Origin of the sequence: Pseudoxanthobacter sp. M-2 (assembly GCF_046156265.1) — a bacterium.
GTDB lineage: Bacteria > Pseudomonadota > Alphaproteobacteria > Rhizobiales > Segnochrobactraceae > CAMDHY01.
This window is the reverse complement of sequence record NZ_JAWDIR010000011.1, coordinates 92,677-113,967: the sequence shown is the minus strand read 5'-3', so window position 1 is coordinate 113,967 and position 21,291 is coordinate 92,677. Positions and strand designations below refer to the sequence as shown.

The following is a 21,291-nucleotide window of genomic DNA, read 5'->3' as shown; positions in this document are numbered from 1 at the left end:
AGGCGGCAGCCCCGGTGCGGTCAAACGCGGCCCGCGGCGTCTGCCGCGACGAAGACGGCTTGTCGCAAAGGCCGGGTACGATAGTTTGGCGGCACGCGCCGCCGGGGGACCCGGGCGGCGGACCGACACGAGCCGAGGAGACCGACCGATGTGCACGCTCGACGGATGTGGCAGCCACGCGGACATGCCGCCGATCTTCGTTTCGGCAACCGACCGCCGCGCCTTCCTCGCCGGCCTCGGGGCGCTGCCGCTCGCCGCCGTGCTGGCCGATCCCGTCCTCGCCCAGGCCGCCGCCGCCAAGGTGACGCCGGTGTCGATCACCACCGTGATGGGCAAGCCGGCGAAGGGCTTCATCGCCAAGCCGGCGCAGCTGCCGGCGCCGGCGATCGTGCTGATCCACGAGTGGTGGGGCCTCAACGACCAGATCAAGGCGGTCGCCGCCGACCTCGCCGACAAGGGCTACATCGCCATCGCCATCGACCTGTTCGGCAAGGACGAGCCGGCGACGACGGCGGACGAGGCGAAGGCGCAGATGGCCGCTCTCAACACCGAGGACGCCACCGACGCCGTCTCCTCCTGGGTCTACTATGCCCGTGACCTGCAGGACGCCACCGACAAGGTCGGCACCGTCGGCTGGTGCTTCGGCGGCGCCTGGTCGCTGAACGCCTCGATCGCCGCGCCGGTCGACGCCACCGTCATCTACTACGGCAACGTCACCCGCACGGTGTCGCAGCTGGAAAACCTCAAGGGCCCGGTGCTCGGTCACTTCGGTACGCTCGACCAGTCGATCAACAAGGAGATGGTCGAGGGCTTCGAGAAGAACATGGCGGCGGCCGGCAAGGCGGACAGCCTGACGGTCTACTGGTACGACGCCGACCACGCCTTCGCGAACCCGACCGGCTCGCGCTACGACGCCGCCGACGCCGCCACCGCCTGGCAGCGCACGCTCGACTTCTACACCGCCAACCTGACCTGACCGACCCTGCCGCCGGCGCTTCCGCGCGCCGGCGGCGGAACCTTTGGCGCGCGCAGGACCTTCCTACGGTAGAGACCGAGGAAGGACCCCCCGATGCCCACGAGACTGCAGATCGCCGCCCTGCTGGCCCTGATGATCAGCTCCGTGCTCTTCGGCATCGGCGCGATCACGGTGCTGTCGGTGCCTTCACTGAACGCGGACGCGGCTTTCTACCTGCCCGTCGTCATCATTCTCAGCTTCGTCCTGACGCCGCCCATCGCCTGGATGATGGCGCCCCGCATGCGGGCCCGCTTCTGGCGCGAGCGCGAGACCGTCGACTAGGCACGGCCCCGGTCCTGAGGCGGCAGCCCCCGCAGACCGACCGCCGGCGCGCCAGCATCCGGCCGAGCGTCCGCCCGCGGGCCTCGGCCGCGCAAGATTGACGACGTTTCCAGTCTCCATCGTGGCCACGCCCGTCGCGGGGCCGCCAACGCAACCCACGAGCAAGCTCACGCCGGTAGTCGGAAGGTCGGTCGCGTCCGCCGCGGCCCTCATCCGTCGAAGGTGGAGAGCGATGGGGTTCCTGACATCGAATGGCCGACGCGCAGCGTCGGCCGAGAGTGTCGTGACGGCGCAGCCCGAGGTCGCCCCGGCAACGCCGGCGACCCTCAATGCCGCATCGACGGCGGAACTGATCGCCAACCTCGAATCCGATGTCCGGCGTGTCCGCACACGGCTGACGGGGGCCGCCCGCGAGGTCGAGGCGGTCGCCGCCGCCGGCATCGCACAGATCGGCGTCATCCGGGCCGACAGCGAACACCTTGCCGCCGAGACGGTGCAGGCGCACGACGGGGCCAATCGCCTCGCCGCCGCCCTCGACGAGGTCGCCGAGGCCAACCTCGAGATCGGCCGCAAGGCGCAATCCTCCGACCGGCTCGTCAGTGCGGCCGAGGGTGCCGCGGCCGAGGCAACCGGCGCCATCGGCGAGTTGCGCACCGCCATCGGCGAGATCGAGACCACCATCGCCCTCATCGCCGGCATCGCCCGCCAGACCAATCTCCTCGCCCTCAACGCCTCGATCGAGGCAGCGCGGGCGGGCAACGCCGGAAGCGGCTTCGCCGTCGTCGCCTCCGAGGTGAAGGCGCTCGCCGCACGCACCCAGTCAGCCACCACGGCGATCGCCGGGCGCATCGAGCGCCTGCACGCGGTCACTGGCGACAGCACCGGTGCCGTCGAGCGCGTCATCGGCATCATCGGCGAAATCCGTCCCGTCGCCTCCGCCGTCGCCGCGGCGGTTGGTTCGCAGGTCGATACCATCGCCGACCTCCGCCGAACGGCCGGCGAGGCGGAACGCTTCGCCGACGACGTCGCCGGCCGCGCCGGCTCGATCCGCGATGCCGCCGGCCGCGCCTCCGAGACCTGCGCCGCCATCGCGCAGACCACAGCGGCGATGAGTGACGGCCTCGACGACATGACGCGGCGCCTCGTCACCGTGCTGCGCCAGACGCCGATGGGCGACCGCCGCCGCCACGACCGCTGGCCGGTGGAGATCTTCGGCCGGCTCCTCATCGGCAGTGTCGCGAAGCCGACGAAGACGATCGACCTGTCGCTCGGCGGGGCCCTCGTCGCACCCGTCGAGGGCGCCACCGAGGGGTTGTACGCGCAACTCGAGCTCTCCGGCCTCGGCTCCTTCCGCTGCCGCATCGTCGGTATCAGCCCGCTCGGCTGCCACCTCGCCTTCGAACACGAGAACGCACCGCCGGTCGCCTCCAAGGTCGCCGAAGTGGCGGAGGCGAACCGGCCGCTGCTCGAGCGCGCGACACGGGTCGCCGGGCGGGTGGAGGAGGCGCTCGAGGGGGCGGTCGCGTCCGGGCGTGTCGCGATCGCCGACCTCTTCGACACCGAATACCGGGCGATCGCCGGAACGGACCCGCAGCAGTACGAAACCCGGGCCCTCTCCATCCTCGACGCCGTCCTGCCGGCCCTGCAGGAGCCGGTTCTCACCGAGGACCCCAAGCTCTCCTTCGCCTGCGCGGTCGACATCAACGGCTATCTGCCGGTCCACAACGCCCGCTACTCGCAGCCGCAGCGCCCGGGCGACCGCACCTGGAACATCGCCAACTGCCGCAACCGCCGCATCTTCGACGATCGCGCCGGGCTGCTGGCCGCCCGCAACACGCGTCCGCACCTCGTCCAGGCCTATGCCCGCGACCTCGGCGACCGGGTGGTGATGATGCGGGAGGTCGACGTGCCGATCCACGTCGCCGGCCGCCACTGGGGCGGCTTCCGGACGGCCTACATGATGTGAGGACGGCTGCCCGTTCTTCCTGCGCTCCTGCCGGCGCTCACGGCCGCGCGGCGAGGAACTCCAGCACGCCCGCCTTGTAGACCTTGTCGCCGACGGCGAGCATGTGGTCACGGTTCGGGATGACGAGCGCCCTGCCCTGCGGCAGCAGCGCCGCAAGTTCCTCCGCCGAGCCGGCGATGGCGTCGCGGCTGCCGACGGCGACCAGCGCCGGCACGTCGATGCGGCCGACCTCCTCCGGCGACAGCGTCTGGCGCGACGAGCGCATGCAGGCCGCAAGCGCCTCGAGATCACCACCGGTCTGCTCGGCGAAGCGGCGGAACATCCGGCCCGTCTGGTGCTGGATTCCTTCCAGCGACGGCGCCTCCAGCGCCGCGACGATCGGCTCCCACGGCCCGGTGCCGTCGACGAGCCCGAGACCGAGCCCGCCGAAGATCACGCTGCGCACCCGCCCCGGGTGGGCGAGCGCCAGGAACGCGGTGATCCGGGCGCCCATCGAGTAGCCCATGACGTCGGCCCGCTCGAGGCCGAGATGGTCGAGCAGCCGGCCCGCGTCTTCCGCCATGACGGGGGCGAAATAGGCCGCCGGATCGCGCGGCTTGCCGCTCTCGCCGTGGCCGCGATTGTCGAGTGCGATGACGCGCCGGCCGGCCTGCGTCAGCGTCTCCACCCAGCCGGGCCCGACCCAGTTCACCTCCCGGTTGGAGGCGAAGCCGTGGATGAGCAGGATCGGCTCGCCCTCCCCTTCGTCGAGGAAGGCGATCGGCACGCCGGCGGAATCGAATTCTGGCATGGGCACTCGGCTGGCAGCGAGAAGGTCGCCGGCACCATAGCCGCCGCCTCCCCGCGATCAAGCCGAGCACCCTGCATTCCAGCCCGACCGCGGGCGACGCGCCGGCCCGCCGGCTCCAGTATCCGCTAGGCCGCGGATGCCGCGCCGCCCTCGACCAGCGCCGATTGCGCGGCGAACCGCGCGCTCAGCGCCTTCGGCAGTTGGCGGGCGGATTTCACGCGGGGCGCGTCCATCTCGATGAGGGGCGCGGCCGTCTCCCCGTAGAGAGCCGCGTACTCCGCAAAATTGTCGAATCGCCGCCGCGTGACGTTGTCGACGAAGGTCTCCGCCGGCACTCCCTCGGCGAGGATCAGCGCATGGTCGTCGAGCTCGACGTGGTAGTAGGTGAAGCGCTCGGGCATCGCCGTCTCGCGACGGATCGAGGCGCCGTTGACGAGCGCGCCCGCCTGCACCAGCACGCCATCGAGCATCAGCGCATGATCCTGCGAGACGAGCAGATCGCGCACCGGCAGGCCCTCCCCCAGCGCCCCGGCCGTGATGCGGACCGGGAAGGTGCGCAGCGGGTCGGCGAACATCCTCACGACGCTTTGCCTCCCTACCCACCGCACCGGTGCCGCCCGGCCGTCCGCCGTCAGCACGAGGTCGCCGATCGCCAGCGTCTCGACCGGACACGCGCCCGCCGGTGTTGCAACGCTGGTCCCGGCGAGAAAGCAGACGGTGAAGGCAGTCTCGAAGTACGGGGCGAGATCGCCTTCGTTGAGTGTTCCGTTGTTTGTCCACAGCACGGCCGTGAATGGCGAGCCACCGTCACCTTCGATGACGGTAATGGGGCCATACACCGTGTATGCAATAAACCGATACAGACTGTCGGAATCGACAAGAAGGGATTCATTGATCTCGAAGGAATGACTGCTGCCGTCAGAGTCGTCCAGGATGTACGTAATCTCGCCGCCGAAGCGCGCGAAGTCGATTTGCATGATCCCGTCACTGACGATGACCTCGTAGGCATACAACGCTTCATAAACTGCCATCGGTCGACCCTCCCTTGTCGTTCGGGAACGGTGCCCTTGCGATCGAATCCGACTGCCGGAGAGAGCGTCGGCTCGCGGCGCCGTGCGCCGATCGACCATCTCACGCGGCGACGCCCCTTCGCCTGGCCACCAGCCGGTCCCGCAGCGCCGCGGGCAGCTGACGGGCGGACTTCACACGCGGCACGTCCATCTCGGTGATCGTCGCGTCCGCCTTCCCGTAGAAGGCCTCGTACTGCGCGAAGTTGTCGAAGCGCCGCCGCGTGACGTTGTCGACGAAGGTCTCCGCCGGCACGCCCTCGGCCAGGATCAACGCATGATCTTCGAGCTCGACATGGTAGTAGGTGAAGCGCTCCGGCACGTTCGTCATGCGGGAAATCGTCGTGTCGTCGACGAGCGCGCCGGCCTGCACCAACACGCCGTCGAGCATCAGCGCGTGGTCGGGCGAGATGAACAGGTCGCGGGCCGGCAGCCCGTCGCCGAGCGCACCGGCCATGATGCGGACGGGGACCGTGCGCAACCGGTCGGCGAACACCGTCACCACCGACTGCACACCGATCCAGCGCACCGGCGCGGTGCGGCCGTCGGACGTGACGACCAGATCGCCGATGGTCAGGTCCTCGATCGCGCTCTCCCCGCCCGGGGTGGCGATGCGGGTCCCGGCGAGGAAGCAGACGGTAAAGGGGTCCGTGCTGACGACGAAGGCGTCGTTCGTCTGAAGCGTCGAGGTGTTGAACAGGAAGGTGTACTTGCCGACCGCGTCCAACACGACGATGCCACCGTCGAAACTCCCCACGAACGTCTGCGTCGTCGTCGTCGAATCGATGATGACGCTCACGGGATCGTTGAATGCGAAGGAGTCCGAGGATCCCCCGCTGACCGACCCGCTCAGGGCAAAGGGGCCGAACCCGACACTGTAGGTGTCCGGGCCCTTCAGGAAGATTTCGAAGCGGAACGTCGCAGTGTAAATTGCCATCGGCTGCACCTCGTGCTGGAAAGACACTTGCACGCAACGCACATCGAGCACGGCACTTCGAACAGTATTCGGAAGATGTTCAGATCATCTCATCGGTCAGAAACGGCCGGACGGCTCTGCGACCCGCACCGCAAGCGGACGGCTCGTCGGCCGCGGCCGGCCGAACAACCGATCAGGCGTCCGGCAGCCGGTGCGCCCGCCAACGCGACAGCGTGGCGCCGGCCCCGTCTCTGGCCTCGCCCCGCGCGCCCCGCTATGGTCCTCCGCAATCATCAGCAGTCCCGGGACCCGCCCCATGTCAGACACCGTCGTTCCCCACTTCCAGAACGACATCGGCGCCGAGGTGATCCGCGTCGGCTCGAAGCGCTTCCTGTGCATCGGCGCGACGCCGCCGTTCGACCACCCGCACGAGTTCCTCGACATGGGCGACGAGGACGAGAAGGTCTGTCCGTACTGCTCGACGCTCTACCGCTACGACCCCTCGCTCGGCGCGCGCCGCTCGGAGCCGGCCGGCTGCCTGTGGGAGCCGCTCGCCGCGTGACACGGGCCGCGCCGCGGACGCTGCCGTGAGCGGGACGGCGCCGGTCGTCGTCGCCGGCGCCGGCATCGCCGGGCTCGCGACCGCGATCGCGCTGGCGCGCCGCGGCATCGCCGTCGAGGTCATCGAGCGGGCCGCCCGGCTGGCCGAGATCGGCGCCGGCCTGCAGCTTTCCCCCAACGCCGTCCACGCCCTCGACCGCCTCGGGCTGCGCGAGGCCGTCTCGGCCGTCGCGGTAGCACCGGAGGCGGTGCGCATCGCCTCGGTCGCCCGCGGCCAGCCGATCGCCCGCGTGCCGCTCGGCGACGGCGCCGCACGGCGCCATGGCGCGCCCTACTGGCTGGTCGCCCGGGCCGACCTGCAGGCCGTGCTGCTCGCCGCCGCCGCGGCCGATCCCAACATCCGCCTCACCCTCTCCTGCCCCGTCACCGCCCTCGATGAAGAGCCCGGCGGCGTGCGCGTGGCGACGCCCGCGGGCGAGATCGTCGCCCGCGCCCTCGTCGGCGCCGATGGTGTCGGCTCGGCGGTGCGGGCGGCGATCGGCGGCACGTCGGCGGTGCCGACCGGCAAGGTCGCCTTCCGCGCCACGGCACCCGTCGAGGCGGCCGCGGCGATCGGTGGCGTGCGGCTGTCGGAGGACGCCTGGATCTGGCTGTCGCCGCGCGCCCACCTCGTCCACTACCCGATGCACGGCGGCGCCCGCCTCAACCTCGTCGCCGTCGCCGAGGCGACCGCCGACGAGGGTCCGAACGGCAACGGGACGAACGGCAACGGCGGCGAGTGGAACCACGCCGCCGCCGCGGAAGCGGTGCTCGCCCGTTTCGCGGGCTTTCCACCGGCGGTGCGGGCGCTGCTCGCCGCCGGCGAGGACTGGCGGCGCTGGCCGCTCTCCACCGTCGATCCCGCCGGCCTCTGGTGGCACGGCCGGACGGTGCTGATCGGCGACGCCGCCCACGCCATGGTGCCGTTCCTGGCACAGGGGGCCGCGATGGCGATCGAGGACGCCGTGGTGCTCGCCGACCATCTGGCCGACGCGCGCGCCGACGAGACCGAGGCGGCGCTCGCGGCCTACGGGCGGGCACGGCGCGAGCGGGTGCGGCAGGTTTGGGCGGGGGCGGCCCGCAACGGCGACATCTACCACCTCTCGGGCGTCGCCGCCGCGGCGCGCGACACGGCCCTGTCGCTCGCCCCGCCGGGGCTGCTGCTCGCCGGCTTCGACTGGCTCTACGGCTGGCGGCCCGCGGCGGCACGGTGACCGCATCGCGGCCTTTCGGTGGCGGCCAAACATCGGAACGTGAAGCGATTTCGGTCGGCCCGCCCTCCCGGTGAGGGGGCGATCGGTGCTATCCTCGCCGCCATTGCGTGGGGAGTCCGACATGCCGTTCGCCGATCGTTTCCGCTCCGTGGCCGCCCTTCGCGCGGCGCCCGTCCTGCGGGCCGCGCCGTTCCTGCGCGCCGCGATGCTGGGCCTTGCCGGCCTCGCCGCCGTGGTGGTGGCCGCTCCGCCGGCGGCGGCGCAGCAGGCCGGAGGATCACGCTCGATCGAGCGGCTCGACGCCACCGATCTCCCCGGCTTCGACTACGACATCCTCCGCGGCGTCAGCCTCGACGACTGCGCCAACGCCTGCATCGCCGACGGCGTCTGCCGCGCCTACACCTACAACCTGAAGGCCGGCTGGTGCTTCCTGAAGTCGGACGTCGGCGCCCCGAAGACGTTCTCGGGTGCCGCCTCCGGCCGCATCCGCGTCGCCGCCGCCGCGCGTCCCGCGGCGACGCCGCTGCCGCTGCCGGACCTCTCCTTCCTGCCCTCCGACGTCATCACCGAGGCCTCGCGCTTCCGCGCCCGCGTCGCCGCCGCCGCGCGGCTGAACCGCACCCTCGACCCGCTCAACTACGCCGAGACCGCGGGCCTTGCCGGCGGTGGGGCGACGGAATGGCTGGCGACGGCCTATCGCCTCGTCTCCCGCACCGACAACGACTGGAGCACCAACTACGCCATCGAACAGGCGGCGCTGTCGGCCTCCTACCTCGCCCTGACGCTCGCCTCGACACCGGGAGAGCAGGCGGAATCCCTGGCCCTGCTCGGCCGGTCGCTCGAACGCCGGGAGACCTGGCGGCCGGCGATCGAGAGCCTGAAGGCGAGCCTCGCGATCGTCGACGATCCGGAAGTGCGCTCCCTCTACGAGCAGGCGCGCGCCGAGCACGGCTTCCGCATCCTCGACTACTCGGTCGATTCCGACGCCGCCGCGCCGCGCCTATGCGTGCAGTTCTCCGAGCCGCTCGCCAAGGACCGTACCGACTTCTCCAAGTACGTGACGGTGCTCGGCCAGCGTTCGCCGGTGGTCACCGCCAACGGCAACGAACTCTGCGTCGACGGCCTGACGCACGGCGAGCGCTACGAGGTCACCGTGCGCGCCGGCGTGCCGTCGACGGTCGAGGAGCGGCTGGAAAACCCGGCGAGCTACACGGTCTATGTCCGCGACCGCAAGCCGTCCGTCCGCTTCCCGTCAGCCGCCTACGTGCTGCCGCGCACCGGTGCCACCGGCGTGCCGGTGGTCAGCGTCAACACTGCCGACGTGGTCCTCGACCTTTTGCGCGTCGGCGACCGGGCGCTCGCCCGCTCGGTGGCCGACGGCAGCTTCCGCCGCCAGCTGCAGCCCTACGAGGTCGACCAGCTCGCGAGCTCGAACGGCGCTCTCGTCTGGTCCGGCACGATGCCGGTCGAGCGGGTGCTGAACCAGGAGGTCACCACCGCCTTCCCCGTCGACGAGGCCGTGAAGACGCTGGAGCCCGGCGTCTACGTGCTCGCAGCCCGGCCGGAGGAGGAGCCGAGCTGGTCCGGCAACACCCGCGCGACGCAGTGGTTCATCGTCTCCGATCTCGGCCTCGCGAGCTTCTCCGGCACCGATGGCGTCCACGCCTTCGTCCGCTCCCTCGCGACCGCCAAGCCCGTCGCGGGAGCCGAGGTGCGCCTCGTCGCCCGCAACGACGAAATCCTCGGCACCGCCACGACCGACGCGGCCGGCCACGTTGTCTTCCCCGCCGGCCTCGCCGCCGGGCGTGGCGGCATGACGCCGACCATCCTCACCGCCGCGATGGGCGACGGCGACTACGCCTTCCTCGACCTCACCGCCGCGAGCTTCGACCTCGCCGATCGCGGCGTCGACGGCCGCACCGCGCCGGGCCCGCTCGACGCCTTCGTTTACACCGAGCGCGGCGTCTACCGGGCCGGCGAGACCGTTTACGCCACCGCGCTGCTGCGCAACGCCCGTGCCGATGCCGTCGCCTCGCTGCCGCTGACGCTGGTGGTGTCGCGCCCGGACGGCGTCGAGTATGCCCGCGCCACCACCGCCGACGGCGGTCTCGGTGGCCGCACGCTGCCGGTCGATCTCGTCTCCTCGGCGATGTCCGGCACCTGGCGCCTCGACGCCTATGCCGACCCGAAGGCGGCGCCGATCGGCGGCACCACCTTCCTCGTCGAGGACTTCGTGCCCGAGCGCATCGAGCTCGCCTTCTCGACCGACGCGCCAGCGATCGGACCGAACGATCCGGCCGTGCTCGCCGTCGATGCTCAGTTCCTCTACGGCGCCCCGGCCGCCGACCTCGCGCTCGAGGGCGACATCGTCATCAGCCCGACCGCCGAGGTCGAGGGCTATGCCGGCTACCGCTTCGGCCTCTTCGACGACCCGGCGACGCCGCTGCGCCGGCCGCTGCTGGAGCTGCCGCGCACCGGTGCCGACGGCAAGGCCGAGGTGACGGTGCGCCTGCCCGAGCTCGAGCCGACGACGAAGCCGCTGTCGGCCCAGATCCTCCTGCGGGTCCGCGAGGCCGGCGGCCGCGCCGTCGAGCGCTCGCTGACGCTGCCGGTGACGCCCACGGGCACCCGCATCGGCGTCAAGCCGCTGTTCGCCGACGACCGTGTCGGCCAGGGCGAGACCGCCACCTTCGAGATCGTCGCGATCGATCCCGCCGGCGCCCGCACGTCGCTCAATGGCGTCAAGTGGGAGCTCCTCAAGGTCGAGCGGCGCTACCAGTGGTACAACCGCGACGGCCGCTGGTCGTTCGAGACGATCGCCTCGACGAGTCGCGTCGGCGGGGGCACGCTGGAGCTTTCCCCCGGCGAGGCCGCCCGCGTGTCCGCACCGGCCGACTGGGGCAGCTACCGCCTCGAGGTGATCGCCGAGGCCGAGCCGCAGGCCGCCACCAGCGTCGACTTCGCCGCCGGCTGGTCGACCGTCGGCGCCACCGCCGAGACGCCGGACCTCCTGGAGCTCTCGCTCGACAAGCCCGGCTACGCCCCCGGCGACACCGCCAACCTGCGCCTCACCCCGCAGTTCCCCGGCATCGCGCTGATCGCGGTGGTCGGCGACGGCCTCGTCGAGATGAAGTCCGTCGAGGTGCCCGCCGAAGGCCTCACCGTGCCGCTCACCGTCGGCGACGACTGGTCGCCCGGCGCCTACGTCACGGCCACTCTTTACCGGCCGATGGACGTCGCCGCCGGCCGCATGCCGACCCGCGCCCTCGGCCTTTCCTGGCTCGGCGTCGGTCGCGAGGAGCGCACGCTCACCGTCACCCTCGACGCCCCGACGGAAGTGCGCCCGCGCGGTCCGCTGACCGTGCCGCTGACGCTCGCCGGCCTCGCCCCCGGCGACGAGGCGTTCGTCACCGTGGCGGCGGTCGACGTCGGCATCCTCAACCTCACCGGCTACGAGCCGCCGGATGCGGCCGAGCACTATCTCGGCCAGCGCCGGCTCTCGGCGGAGATCCGCGACCTCTACGGCTCCCTGATCGACAGCCTGTCGGCGACGCGCGGCCAGTTGCGCACCGGCGGCGACGGCGGCGGCGGCATGGGCGAATCCGCCCCGCCGGCGCAGGAGATCGTCGCGAAGTTCTCCGGGATCCTGAAGGTCGGCCCGGACGGCAAGGCCGAGGCGACGTTCGAGATCCCCGCCTTCAACGGCACCGTCAAGGTGATGGCGGTGGCGTGGGCGGCCGGCAAGGTCGGCAATGCCTCGGCGGACGTCATCGTCCGCGACCCGGTGGTGGTCACCGCCACCGCGCCGCGCTTCCTCGCGCCGGGCGACCAGAGCCGGCTCTATCTCGACTTCGCCAACGTCTCGGGGGCCGCCGGCGACTACAAGCTCGCGGTGTCGAGCGAGGGCTTCGTCGGCGTCGGCGACGCCGATGACACCGTGCCCCTGCCGGCCGGCGGCAACGCTGCGCTGGAGGTGCCGCTGACCGCCAACGACGTCGGCTCCGACACGCTGGAGATCGCGCTCACCGCTCCCGACGGCGAGACGTTCGCCCAGACGCTGCGCCTCGGCGTGCGGCCGGCGGCGGCGCCGATGAGCGTCCGCAGCCTCGATCCCCTGACGGCGGGCGCCGACATCTCGATCGGCCCGGAGGTGCTCGACGGCTTCGACACCCGCACCGCGAAGGTCTCGGTGACGGTCGCCGACACCGCCGGAATCGACGTGCCCGGCCTCGTCGGCATGCTGTCGCGCTACCCCTATGGCTGCGCCGAGCAGACGACGTCGAAGGCGCTGCCGCTGCTCTATCTCGAGACGGTGGCGGCTTCCGTCGGCCTCGGCTCGGACGCCGAGGTGAAGGAGCGCGTGCAGGGCGCCATCGACAGGCTCCTGCAGTTCCAGTCCTCCAGCGGCTCGTTCGGCCTCTGGGGGCCGGAGGGCGGCGACCTCTGGCTCACCGCCTACGTCACCGACTTCCTGACGCGGGCGAAGGCGCAGGGCTACCCGGTGCCAGACCAGGTGCTCACCCAGGCCCTCGACCGCATGCAGAACGACCTCTCCTACGCCTCGAACTTCCAGGCCGGCGAGGGTCTCGACGTCGCCTATGCGCTCTATGTGCTGGCGCGCAACGGCCGCGCCTCGATCGCGGACCTGCGCTACTTCGCCGACGACCGCATCGGCGACTTCGGCTCCGGCTTCGCCCAGGCGCAGATCGCCGCCGGCCTCGCCTTCTACGGCGACCAGGCGCGCGCCGCGGCGACGTTTGCCGTCGCGACGCGCTCGCTCGGCGGCGAGGACGGCATCGCGATGTCGCGCACCGACTTCGGCACCGGCCTGCGCGACGCCGCCGCCACCGCGGCGCTGATCGCCGAATCCGGCCTCGACCGGCAGGCGATCCCGGCCGTCCTCAACATCATCGAGAACGACATCTCCGGCGACACCGGCCCCTCCACCCAGGAGGCGGCGTGGATGGTGGTGGCGGCCAACGCGCTCACCGACCAGCGCTCCTCCGGCCTCGCGTTGGAGGTCGACGGCCTGCCGCACGCCGGCGCGCTCTACCGGGCGATGACCGGCGCGACGCTCGAACAGGCGCCGCTCGAGGTGGTGAACCGCGGCGACGCCACGACGCTGGTGGCGATCACCACCGAGGGCACGCCGCTGACGCCGCAGCCGGAAGGCTCGAATGGGCTGACGCTGCAGCGCCAGTATTTCGGCCTCGACGGCGAGGAGGTGGATGTCGCCCAGGTGGGTCAGAACGACCGCTTCGTCGTCGTCCTGACGCTGACGGCACTGGAGCAGAGCCAGGCGCGGCTCCTCGTCGTCGACATGCTGCCGGCGGGCTTCGAGATCGAGAACCCGGCGCTGATGACGAGCGGCGACCTGGTGGCGTTCCCCTGGCTGTCGCAGGACAACCAGCCGGCCCACACCGAGTTCCGCGACGACCGCTTCGTCGCGGCCTACGAGCCCGGCACCGACGCCACCGTCGGCCTGACGGTCGCCTACATGGTGCGGGCGGTGTCGCCGGGCTCCTTCGCCCATCCGGGCGCCAGCGCCGAGGACATGTACCGCCCCGGCATCTACGCCCGCACGGCGCCGGGCACGCTCACCGTGTCGCCGTCGCAGTAGGCGGCACGAGACGGAGACGACCGTGATCCGTGATCACGACGGCGGCGACGACGCGGTCGCGGCCCCCGAAGCGACGGCGACCGTGATCAGGGATCACGGCAGCCGCCGCAGGCGGCTCGGCCGCCTCCTTGCCTGGACGGGGGCGGCCGTGGTGTCGCTGGCGCTCGTCGCCGGCGGCGGCGCGGTGGCACTCCTCGCCCTCGACCGCGCCTACCCGCCGCGCACGGTGCCCGCCGCGCCGGCCTCGACCATCGTCGTCGACCACGCCGGCCGGCTCCTCACCGCCTACACCACCGCCGACGGCCGCTGGCGGCTGCCGGCCGACGTCGCCTCGGTCGATCCGCGCTACCTCAGGATGCTGGTCGCCTACGAGGACCGGCGCTTCCACGAGCACGCCGGCGTCGACCCGCTCGCCACCGGCCGCGCCGCCCTGCAGGCGGTGGCCTACGGCCGCATCGTCTCCGGCGCCTCGACCCTGACGATGCAGACCGCCCGCCTCGTCGAGGGCCGGCCGGAGCGCACGCTGTCCCGCAAGCTGATGGAGAGTGCCCGCGCCCTGCAGCTCGAGCGGCGGCTGTCGAAGGACGAGATCCTCTCGCTCTATCTCGCGCTCGCCCCCTATGGCGGCAATCTCGAGGGCGTGCGCGCCGCCTCGCTCGCCTATTTCGGCCGCGAGCCGGACCGGCTGACGATCGGCCAGGCGGCCCTGCTCGTGGCGCTGCCGCAGTCGCCCGAGTGGCGGCGACCGGACCGCCACCCGGAAGCCGCCCGCAAGGCGCGCGACCGCGTGCTCGACCGCATGGTCGGACTTGGTGTGCTGACCGAGGACGAGGCCGCCGCCGGCAAGCGCGAGGGCGTGCCGACCGCCCGCCTCGCCTTCCCGCGGCTGGCCGCCCACGCGTCGCGCTCGGCGGCGGAGGCGCGGCCCGACGAGCGCATCCTCCGCCTCACCATCGACCGCGACCTGCAGGCCTCGCTCGAGGCGCTCGCCCGCGAGCGCACGGCGGCGCTCGGCCAGAAGCTGTCGGCGGCGATCGTCGTCATGGACGCGGAGACCGGCGCGATCGCCGCCCGCGTCGGCTCGCCGGAGCTCCTCGACGACGCCCGCAACGGCCACGTCGACATGAGCCTGGCGGTGCGCTCGCCCGGCTCGACGCTGAAGCCGTTCATCTACGCGCTCGCCTTCGAGGCCGGCATCGCCCACCCGGAGACGCTGATCGAGGACCGCCCCAGCGCCTTCGGCGCCTATGCGCCGAAGAACTTCGACCAGAGCTTCATGGGCACGGTGACCGCGCGGGAAGCGCTGCGCCAGTCCCTCAACGTGCCGGCGGTGAAGCTGCTCGAGGCCGTCGGGCCGACGCGGCTCGCGGTGCGCCTCGCCGATGTCGGGGTCGAGCTCGCCCTGCCGCGGCCGGAGGCGCCGACGCTGGCGATCGGCCTCGGCGGCGTCGGCATCCGCCTCGTCGACCTCACCGCGCTCTATGCCGCCTTCGTCGGCGGCGGCGTCGCGCCGGTGCCGTTCGAGGTGGCGGATGCGCCGAAGGAGCCGGCGCGGCGGCTGATCGACCCGGTCGCCGCCTGGTATGTCGCGGACATCCTCGCTGGCACGCCGCCACCGGCCAACGCCGCCCGCCACCGCATCGCCTTCAAGACCGGCACCTCCTACGGCTACCGCGACGCCTGGGCGATCGGCTTCGACGGCCGCCACGTCGTCGGCGTCTGGGTCGGCCGGCCGGACGGCGCCGCCGTGCCGGGGCTCGTGGCCCGCACCGCCGCCGCCCCGCTGCTGTTCGACGCCTTCGCCCGCGTCTCGCCCCGCCGCGCGCCGCTGCCGCGGGCCCCGGGCGGGGCGCTGATCGCCACCACCGGCACGCTGCCGCCTACCCTCGTCCGCCTCGGCGGCGACGGCGCGGCGGGCGAGGCCAACACCGGCGCCTCGCGCCTGCGCTTCGCCTACCCGCCCGACGGCGCCCGCGTCTCGCTGGATTCCGGCGGCACCCGCCAACCGCTCGCCTGGCGGATCGAGGGGGCGGGCGCGGCCGTCAGCCTGCTCGTCGACGGCAAGCCGGTGCCGATCCCCGCCCACCGCCGCGCCGGATCGCTCGCCGTGCCGCAGCGCGGCTTCGTGAGGCTGACGGTGATCGACCCGACCGGGGCGGCGGACAGCGTGACGGTGTTCGTGGAGTAGGCACCCCGCCCGCCCCACTGCCCACTGCCCACTGCCCACTGCCCACTGCCGACTGCCGACTGCCGACTGCCTACTGCCGATCCTCCCTTGCCCTTCCCGTCCGATTCACCGACCGTCGCCCCGACGGAGGATTGACCCATGGACCATGGCCGCAATGGCCGCGTGGCGATCGTCGCCGGCGGGGCGACGGGGATCGGGCTCGCCACGGTGCGGCGCCTGCTCGACGACGGCTGGCGGGTCGCCGTGCTCGACGCCGACGAGGACGCCGTCGACGCGGCGGTCGACGCGATGGCGGCGGATGCCGGCGAGCGGCTGATGGGCGAGCCGGCAGACCTGACCGACGACGTCGTCGTCGAGCGGGCGATCGACCGGGTGGTGGCCGAATGGGGCGCGCCGGCGGGGCTCGTCAACGCGGTGGCCGCCGGACCCGAACTCGCCTTCGAGGCGACCGACGTGTCGATGCTGCGCAAGGCCTTGGAGGACGGGCTCGTCGCCGCCTTCGTGGTGGCGCAGGCGGCGGCGGGGCGCATGGCGGAGGGCGGCGCGATCGTCAACGTCGTGCCGGCGGCGGCGCTGCGCGGGCTGCCGGGCGGCGCCGTGCTGTCGGCTGCCGGCGGCGGGCTTGCGGCGCTCACCCGCACGCTCGCCGTCGAACTCGCGCCGATGGCGATCCGGGTGAACGCCGTGGCGCTCGCCGCCGTCGAGACGCCGCAGATCCAGCGCCGTCACGATGCCGCCACCCGCACCCGCTGGCTCGCCGCCGTGCCGCAGCGCCGCTACGGCCTGCCGGAGGAGGCGGCCGCGGTGATCGCCTTCCTGCTCTCGGAAGAGGCCGGATTCGTCACCGGCACGATCCTGCCGGTCGACGGCGGGCTGACGGCGGCGGTGCTGTCGACCGGGCCGCTGCGGTGAGGGGGGCGGGCGGGCGGGCATGGGCGCTTCTGCTCACGCGGAGTGTCGCTCCCTCGACCCGCCACCGCTCTGCGCACTGCCTCTCAGGAGTCTTTCCCGGCCTTGTGCCGGGAACCCATGCAGCCGAGGTGCGTGGCGCGAAGATGGGTTCCCGGCACAAGGCCGGGAATGACTCAGTGGGTGGGGATAGCATCGCGAGCGGGCCGCCGCCTCAGGGGTCGGCTATAAGGGTCGCCGGACAGAACACGGGGAACAGCATGTCGATGAGGGAAGCCGTCGTCGAGGTGACGCGCGGGCCGGTGGTGGAGAGCCGCCACCGCGGCATTCTCGCGGTCGTCGATGCCGACGGGGCGGCGGTGGTGGCGATGGGCGACGTCGAGCGGCCGGTGTTCGCGCGCTCGGCGGTGAAGCTGATGCAGGCGCTGCCGCTCATCGAATCCGGGGCGGCCGATGCGCTCGGGCTGACGGTGTCGGAACTCTCGATCGCCGGCGCCTCGCACAATGGCGAGCCGGCCCACGTCGACACCGCCCGCGCCATGCTGACGAAGGCCGGGCTCTCGCCCGACGCGCTCGAGTGCGGCACCCAGTGGCCGGACCGCATGGACGACATGGCGACGCTCATCCGCGCCAACGCCCGCCCGACGGCGCTCCACAACAACTGTTCCGGCAAGCACGCCGGCTTCCTCTGCCTCGCCTGCACGATGGGCGTCGACCCCGCCGGCTACGTCGAGCCCGACCACCCGGTGCAGCGCGAGATCACCGCGGCCCTGTCGGCGATGACGGAGACGCCGCTCGACGCGTCGGTGCGCGGCATCGACGGCTGCTCGATCCCGACCTACGCCATCCCGCTTTCCCGCGTCGCCCGCGGCTTCGCCCGCATGGGCACCGGCACGGGGCTCGCGCCGGCGCGCGCCACGGCGGCGTGGCGGCTCCGGCAGGCGGCGGCGGCCGAGCCGTTCATGGTGGCCGGCACCGGGCGCTTCTGCACCGAGGTGATGGGGCGGTTCGGCGAGCGCGCCTACGTGAAGACAGGGGCGGAAGGCGTCTTCTGCGCCATCCTCCCCGAGCGCGGCCTCGGCGTGGCGCTGAAGGTCGACGACGGCGGCACGCGCGCGTCGGAAGCCCTGATGGCCGCCGTGCTGCAGCGCTTCGTGGCAAAGGACGACGAGGAGCGGACCTTCCTCGACACGTGGGCGAAGCGGGCGATCCGGACGCGGCGGGAGAAGCAGGCCGGCGAGGTGCGCGTGGCGGCGGAGACGCTGGCGGGGTTGGGGGTGTAGGCAATACCGTCGAGCAGCGCCCGGTCACGCCCTTTCTGGTTGCACTCCCCACAAGCCGGCGTGTAAGGACCGGCGATCCGTATGGCAGGGATGAGCGATGACTTTCGCCCGCAAGATCCCGTTTCTCGTCTTCCTCGTCGCGCTCGTCCTCTGCTTCATCTTTCTCTTCAGGCTGAAGATGTTCGGCGAGCTCGGCCCTGTCGTCTGCGTCGTCGGCCTCGGCATCCTGTTCGTCTGGGGCGAAGTGGGAGCGTACCCATTCCAAGGTCGGTGGCAGGTCAGGAGCCAGATTTCATTCTTTGCCGCCTTGGTGATTCTTTCCGGATTCGGAAACGGAAGCTTGAACAACCCGCCACCGCCAGCCTGGTATCCAACGCCCGACACGGAGTGGATCGTCGTACCTTGGCTCGTCTTCGGGCTCGCTATGGTTGCAAGGGGCTGTCGCGTGTTCCCCAGACCGGTGAAATCAAGGACGGAGAGTTCAGAAAACTCGGAGCGGCCCCGCACGTGAAGGTCGGTCGGGAATGATATGGGGGTTGCTCGGGCCGCGTCCGGCCTGAGACGCCGCACCGCCGCGCTTGCGCGCGGCGGCCCCCTCCGGCCGGCTTCGCCGGCCACCTCCCCCACGGGTGGGGAGGGGGTGGAGGCGGCCGCCGTTGTGCCCGTCGATCGTGATGAGCTGAGAACAGTACTGCGCTTCGAGCGGCTTCCAGCGCGCCTCGAACACGCGACGCCGAAGTCGTGCGCCCACCCTCCCCTCGTGGGAGGGTCGGGCCGCGGAGCGGACCGGGGAGGGCCGCCGGCGGCGCCAGCCGGCGGCGGCGCAGCGGCTCGGCAGTCTCCGACGCCGCACCGCCGCGCTTGCGCGCGGCGGCCCCCTCCGGCCGGCTTCGCCGGCCACCTCCCCCACGGGTGGGGAGGGGGTGGATGCGGCGGCGGCGTGCACCCACCCTCCCCCTGTGGGAGGGTCGGGCCGCGGAGCGGACCGGGGGAGGGCCGCCGGCGGCGGCAACCGACGGCGGTGCGGCGCCGGAGATCGACGAGAGGAGAGATGCACATGCCCGCCATCACGCCCGAGCGACGAATCGTCGAGGAGGTGCCGGCGGGTGGGCCGTGCGGGCCGATGCGGGAGGAGTGGATCAGCGAGGCCGGCGGGCTGACGCAGTTCGGGGCGATGATCCAGAGCGTGCCGCCTGGCTCGAAGACGTCGATCAAGCACTGGCACAGCGGCGAGGACGAGATGGTGTTCGTGCTGGAGGGCACGATCACGCTGGTCGAGGGCGATGCCGAGACGCTGCTGTCGGCCGGCGATGCGGCGACGTTCAGGGCGGGCGTGGCGGTCGGGCACTGCCTCGACAACCGCGGCGCCGCGCCGGCGCGGCTGCTCGTGGTCGGCACGCGGTCGGCGGTCGACGTCATCACCTACCCCGACCACGACCGCGTCTGCCACCGCGACCGGTCACTGCCGGACGACATCTGGACGGACGGCGCGGGGAGGCCGGCGGAAAGCCCCTACGGGTAGGTGCGGACCGCTCCCCAATCCTCGGCGTCACCCCGGACCAGCGAGGCGGAGCCGAGCGCCTGATCCGGGGGTCAGGAGAGCCTGGTCGCGCGGGACGCGCGACGCTCGCGCCCCGCCTGCAGCGCGAGGTCTGACGCTCACGTCCCTGATCGGCGGTCGGCCGCGCTCCCTTGTCCGGGATGACGATGGTGGGGTTCTGGCCTGATTCTCGCCGGGCGGCCCACCCTTCCCTCGCGGGGATCGCCCTACCCCACTCCCGCCATCAGCCGGTCCGCCGCCGCCCGCGCTTCGTCGGTGATGACGGCACCGGCCAGCATGCGGGCGATCTCCTCGCGGCGGTCGCCGCCGGCGAGCGGGTCGACGCGGGTCGCGACCGCATCGGCGCCGACGGCCTGCTTGGCGATGAGGAGATGACCTGCCGCCCGCGCCGCCACCTGCGGGGCGTGCGTCACGGCGAGCACCTGCACGCGCTCCGACAGCCGGGCGAGCCGCAAGCCGATCGCCTCGGCGACGGCACCGCCGACGCCGGTGTCGATCTCGTCGAAGATCAGGGTCGGCGCCGAGCCGCGGTCGGCGAGCGCCACCTTCAGCGCCAAGAGGAAGCGCGACAGCTCGCCGCCCGAGGCGATCTTCGCCAGCGGACCGGCGCGGGTGCCCGGATTGGTCTGGACGTGGAACTCGACGGCGTCGATGCCGGAAGGCCCAGGCTGGCCCGGATCGGTCGTCACCACCGCCTCGAAGCGGGCGCGCTCGAGCTTGAGGGCCGGCAATTCCCTCTCCACCGCCTCGGCAAGCGCCGCGGCGGCCTTCCGGCGGGCCGTGGTGAGCGTTTCGGCTGCCGCCGCGTAGGTGGAGCGGGCCGCCTCGACGGCGCGCTCCAGGGCCGCCGTGCGCTCCTCGCCGGCATCGATGTCGGCGAGGTCGGCGGTCATGCGGGCGCGCAGGGCCGCGAGTTCGTCCACCGGCACGTGGTGCTTGCGGGCGGCGGCGCGCAGCGCGAACAGCCGCTCCTCGGTGCGCTCCAGCACCTTCGGGTCGAAGGCGGTGGCGGCGAGCGCCTGCTCGAGGCCGAAGCGCGCCTCTTCGAGGGCGTCGAGGGCACGGCCGAGGGCGTCGACTGGCGCCGTGACGAGTTCCGGTGCCTCGGCGCGCTTGCGCTCGAGCCGACGCATCAGGCTCGCCACGCCGGGCACCGGCGAGCCGGAGCCGTTCAGCTCCTCGAAGGCGTCGCCGAGATCGCCGGCGACCTTCTCCACCCGCATCATCGCCGCGCGCGTCTCGGCGAGCGATGCCTCCTCGCCCACTTCGGGCGCGAGGGCGTCGAGCTCCTCGAGGCTGGCGCGCAGGAAATCGCCCTCGCGGGCGGCGGCGGCGACGCGGGCGACGTGGCGCTCGAGCGCCGTCTCCGCCTCGCGCCGCGCCTTCCACGCCTCCGCGACGGCGGCGACGGCGGGACGGTGGCCGCCGAAGGCATCGAGCAAAGCGCGGTGGACGCCGGGATCGACGAGGGCGCGGGCGTCGTGCTGGCCGTGGATCTCGACCAGCAGCGCACCGAGCTTCTGCATCAGCCCGGCGCTCGCCGGTTCGTCGTTGACGAAGCCGCGGGTGCGGCCGTCGGCGCTCTGGACGCGGCGCAGGATGAGCTCGCCGCCGGCGTCCGCGCCGGTCTCGGCGATGAGGGCGCGGGCGGGATGGTCGGGCGCGGGATCGAAGACGGCCGAGACCTGGCCCTGGGCGGCGCCGTGGCGGACGAGGCCGGCGTCGCCGCGGCCGCCGAGAGCAAGGGAGAGGGCGTCGAGCAGGATCGACTTGCCGGCGCCGGTCTCGCCGGTCAGCACGGTGAGGCCCGCCCCGAAGCCGACCTCCAGGCGGTCGATCAGCACGATGTCGCGGATCGCCAGCTCGACCAGCATCAACCG

The 21,291-nt window shown here is 72.8% G+C and carries 15 protein-coding genes; 11 read left to right on the top strand and 4 right to left on the bottom strand.

Going from position 1 to position 21,291, the window contains the following annotated elements:
* Positions 1-148: 148 nt before the first annotated feature.
* From RUR49_RS05575 to RUR49_RS05565, 3 genes are all read left to right on the top strand, one after another.
* A complete protein-coding gene (locus RUR49_RS05575) occupies positions 149-976 on the top strand; it encodes a dienelactone hydrolase family protein (protein ID WP_409145383.1) in 828 nt (275 codons plus the stop codon).
* A gap of 93 nt (positions 977-1,069) precedes the next feature.
* Entirely contained in the window at positions 1,070-1,297 is a 228-nt protein-coding gene (locus RUR49_RS05570) for a hypothetical protein (protein WP_409145382.1), read from the top strand.
* Positions 1,298-1,580: 283 nt separating this feature from the next.
* Positions 1,581-3,263 (top strand): methyl-accepting chemotaxis protein, encoded by a 1,683-nt coding sequence (locus tag RUR49_RS05565; protein ID WP_409145381.1) that lies wholly within the window; start codon positions 1,581-1,583, stop codon positions 3,261-3,263.
* A gap of 37 nt (positions 3,264-3,300) precedes the next feature.
* Here RUR49_RS05565 and RUR49_RS05560 read toward each other — a convergent pair whose 3' ends face one another.
* From RUR49_RS05560 to RUR49_RS05550, 3 genes are all read right to left on the bottom strand, one after another.
* Positions 3,301-4,053 (bottom strand): alpha/beta fold hydrolase, encoded by a 753-nt coding sequence (locus RUR49_RS05560; protein WP_409145380.1) that lies wholly within the window; start codon positions 4,051-4,053, stop codon positions 3,301-3,303.
* 125 nt (positions 4,054-4,178) lie between these two features.
* On the bottom strand, positions 4,179-5,084 hold the full coding sequence (locus tag RUR49_RS05555) for a Hint domain-containing protein (protein ID WP_409145379.1): 906 nt from the start codon (positions 5,082-5,084) through the stop codon (positions 4,179-4,181).
* Positions 5,085-5,184: 100 nt separating this feature from the next.
* Positions 5,185-6,057 (bottom strand): Hint domain-containing protein, encoded by an 873-nt coding sequence (locus RUR49_RS05550; protein ID WP_409145378.1) that lies wholly within the window; start codon positions 6,055-6,057, stop codon positions 5,185-5,187.
* Between the two features lie 295 nt (positions 6,058-6,352).
* Here RUR49_RS05550 and RUR49_RS05545 point away from each other — a divergent pair, with 295 nt between their 5' ends.
* The 8 genes from RUR49_RS05545 to RUR49_RS05510 all read left to right on the top strand — a co-directional run bounded on the left by RUR49_RS05545 (position 6,353) and on the right by RUR49_RS05510 (position 19,372).
* The gene (locus RUR49_RS05545) at positions 6,353-6,598 is read left to right on the top strand and encodes a zinc-finger domain-containing protein (protein ID WP_409145377.1); all 246 of its coding nucleotides are present in this window, start codon (positions 6,353-6,355) and stop codon (positions 6,596-6,598) included.
* A gap of 25 nt (positions 6,599-6,623) precedes the next feature.
* On the top strand, positions 6,624-7,850 hold the full coding sequence (locus tag RUR49_RS05540) for an FAD-dependent monooxygenase (RefSeq protein ID WP_409145376.1): 1,227 nt from the start codon (positions 6,624-6,626) through the stop codon (positions 7,848-7,850).
* A 121-nt stretch (positions 7,851-7,971) separates the two neighbouring features.
* Entirely contained in the window at positions 7,972-13,470 is a 5,499-nt protein-coding gene (locus tag RUR49_RS05535; RefSeq protein WP_409145375.1) for an alpha-2-macroglobulin family protein, read from the top strand.
* Between the two features lie 22 nt (positions 13,471-13,492).
* A complete protein-coding gene (pbpC, locus tag RUR49_RS05530; RefSeq protein ID WP_409145374.1) occupies positions 13,493-15,658 on the top strand; it encodes a penicillin-binding protein 1C in 2,166 nt (721 codons plus the stop codon).
* A gap of 138 nt (positions 15,659-15,796) precedes the next feature.
* Positions 15,797-16,570: an SDR family NAD(P)-dependent oxidoreductase gene (locus tag RUR49_RS05525; RefSeq protein ID WP_409145373.1), complete on the top strand. Its 774-nt coding sequence runs from the start codon at positions 15,797-15,799 to the stop codon at positions 16,568-16,570.
* Between the two features lie 257 nt (positions 16,571-16,827).
* Positions 16,828-17,850, top strand: coding sequence for an asparaginase (locus RUR49_RS05520; protein WP_409145372.1), 1,023 nt, complete (start codon positions 16,828-16,830; stop codon positions 17,848-17,850).
* A 97-nt stretch (positions 17,851-17,947) separates the two neighbouring features.
* Positions 17,948-18,361: a hypothetical protein gene (locus RUR49_RS05515; protein ID WP_409145371.1), complete on the top strand. Its 414-nt coding sequence runs from the start codon at positions 17,948-17,950 to the stop codon at positions 18,359-18,361.
* 540 nt (positions 18,362-18,901) lie between these two features.
* The gene (locus tag RUR49_RS05510; protein ID WP_409145370.1) at positions 18,902-19,372 is read left to right on the top strand and encodes a cupin domain-containing protein; all 471 of its coding nucleotides are present in this window, start codon (positions 18,902-18,904) and stop codon (positions 19,370-19,372) included.
* A gap of 245 nt (positions 19,373-19,617) precedes the next feature.
* On the opposite strand, the gene recN is transcribed toward RUR49_RS05510, so the two are convergent.
* On the bottom strand, positions 19,618-21,285 hold the full coding sequence (recN, locus tag RUR49_RS05505; RefSeq protein ID WP_409145369.1) for a DNA repair protein RecN: 1,668 nt from the start codon (positions 21,283-21,285) through the stop codon (positions 19,618-19,620).
* Between the last annotated feature and the right edge of the window lie 6 nt (positions 21,286-21,291).

Bases quoted from the DNA above. Each gene is read 5' to 3' on its own strand.
- RUR49_RS05535 (WP_409145375.1), top strand. From the start codon at position 7,972: ATGCCGTTCGCCGATCGTTTCCGCTCCGTGGCCGCCCTTCGCGCGGCG.
- RUR49_RS05550 (WP_409145378.1), bottom strand. From the start codon at position 6,057: ATGGCAATTTACACTGCGACGTTCCGCTTCGAAATCTTCCTGAAGGGC.
- RUR49_RS05510 (WP_409145370.1), top strand. From the start codon at position 18,902: ATGCACATGCCCGCCATCACGCCCGAGCGACGAATCGTCGAGGAGGTG.
- RUR49_RS05525 (WP_409145373.1), top strand. From the start codon at position 15,797: ATGGACCATGGCCGCAATGGCCGCGTGGCGATCGTCGCCGGCGGGGCG.
- RUR49_RS05520 (WP_409145372.1), top strand. From the start codon at position 16,828: ATGTCGATGAGGGAAGCCGTCGTCGAGGTGACGCGCGGGCCGGTGGTG.
- RUR49_RS05545 (WP_409145377.1), top strand. From the start codon at position 6,353: ATGTCAGACACCGTCGTTCCCCACTTCCAGAACGACATCGGCGCCGAG.
- RUR49_RS05575 (WP_409145383.1), top strand. From the start codon at position 149: ATGTGCACGCTCGACGGATGTGGCAGCCACGCGGACATGCCGCCGATC.
- recN (WP_409145369.1), bottom strand. From the start codon at position 21,285: ATGCTGGTCGAGCTGGCGATCCGCGACATCGTGCTGATCGACCGCCTG.
- RUR49_RS05560 (WP_409145380.1), bottom strand. From the start codon at position 4,053: ATGCCAGAATTCGATTCCGCCGGCGTGCCGATCGCCTTCCTCGACGAA.
- RUR49_RS05555 (WP_409145379.1), bottom strand. From the start codon at position 5,084: ATGGCAGTTTATGAAGCGTTGTATGCCTACGAGGTCATCGTCAGTGAC.
- RUR49_RS05570 (WP_409145382.1), top strand. From the start codon at position 1,070: ATGCCCACGAGACTGCAGATCGCCGCCCTGCTGGCCCTGATGATCAGC.
- RUR49_RS05515 (WP_409145371.1), top strand. From the start codon at position 17,948: ATGACTTTCGCCCGCAAGATCCCGTTTCTCGTCTTCCTCGTCGCGCTC.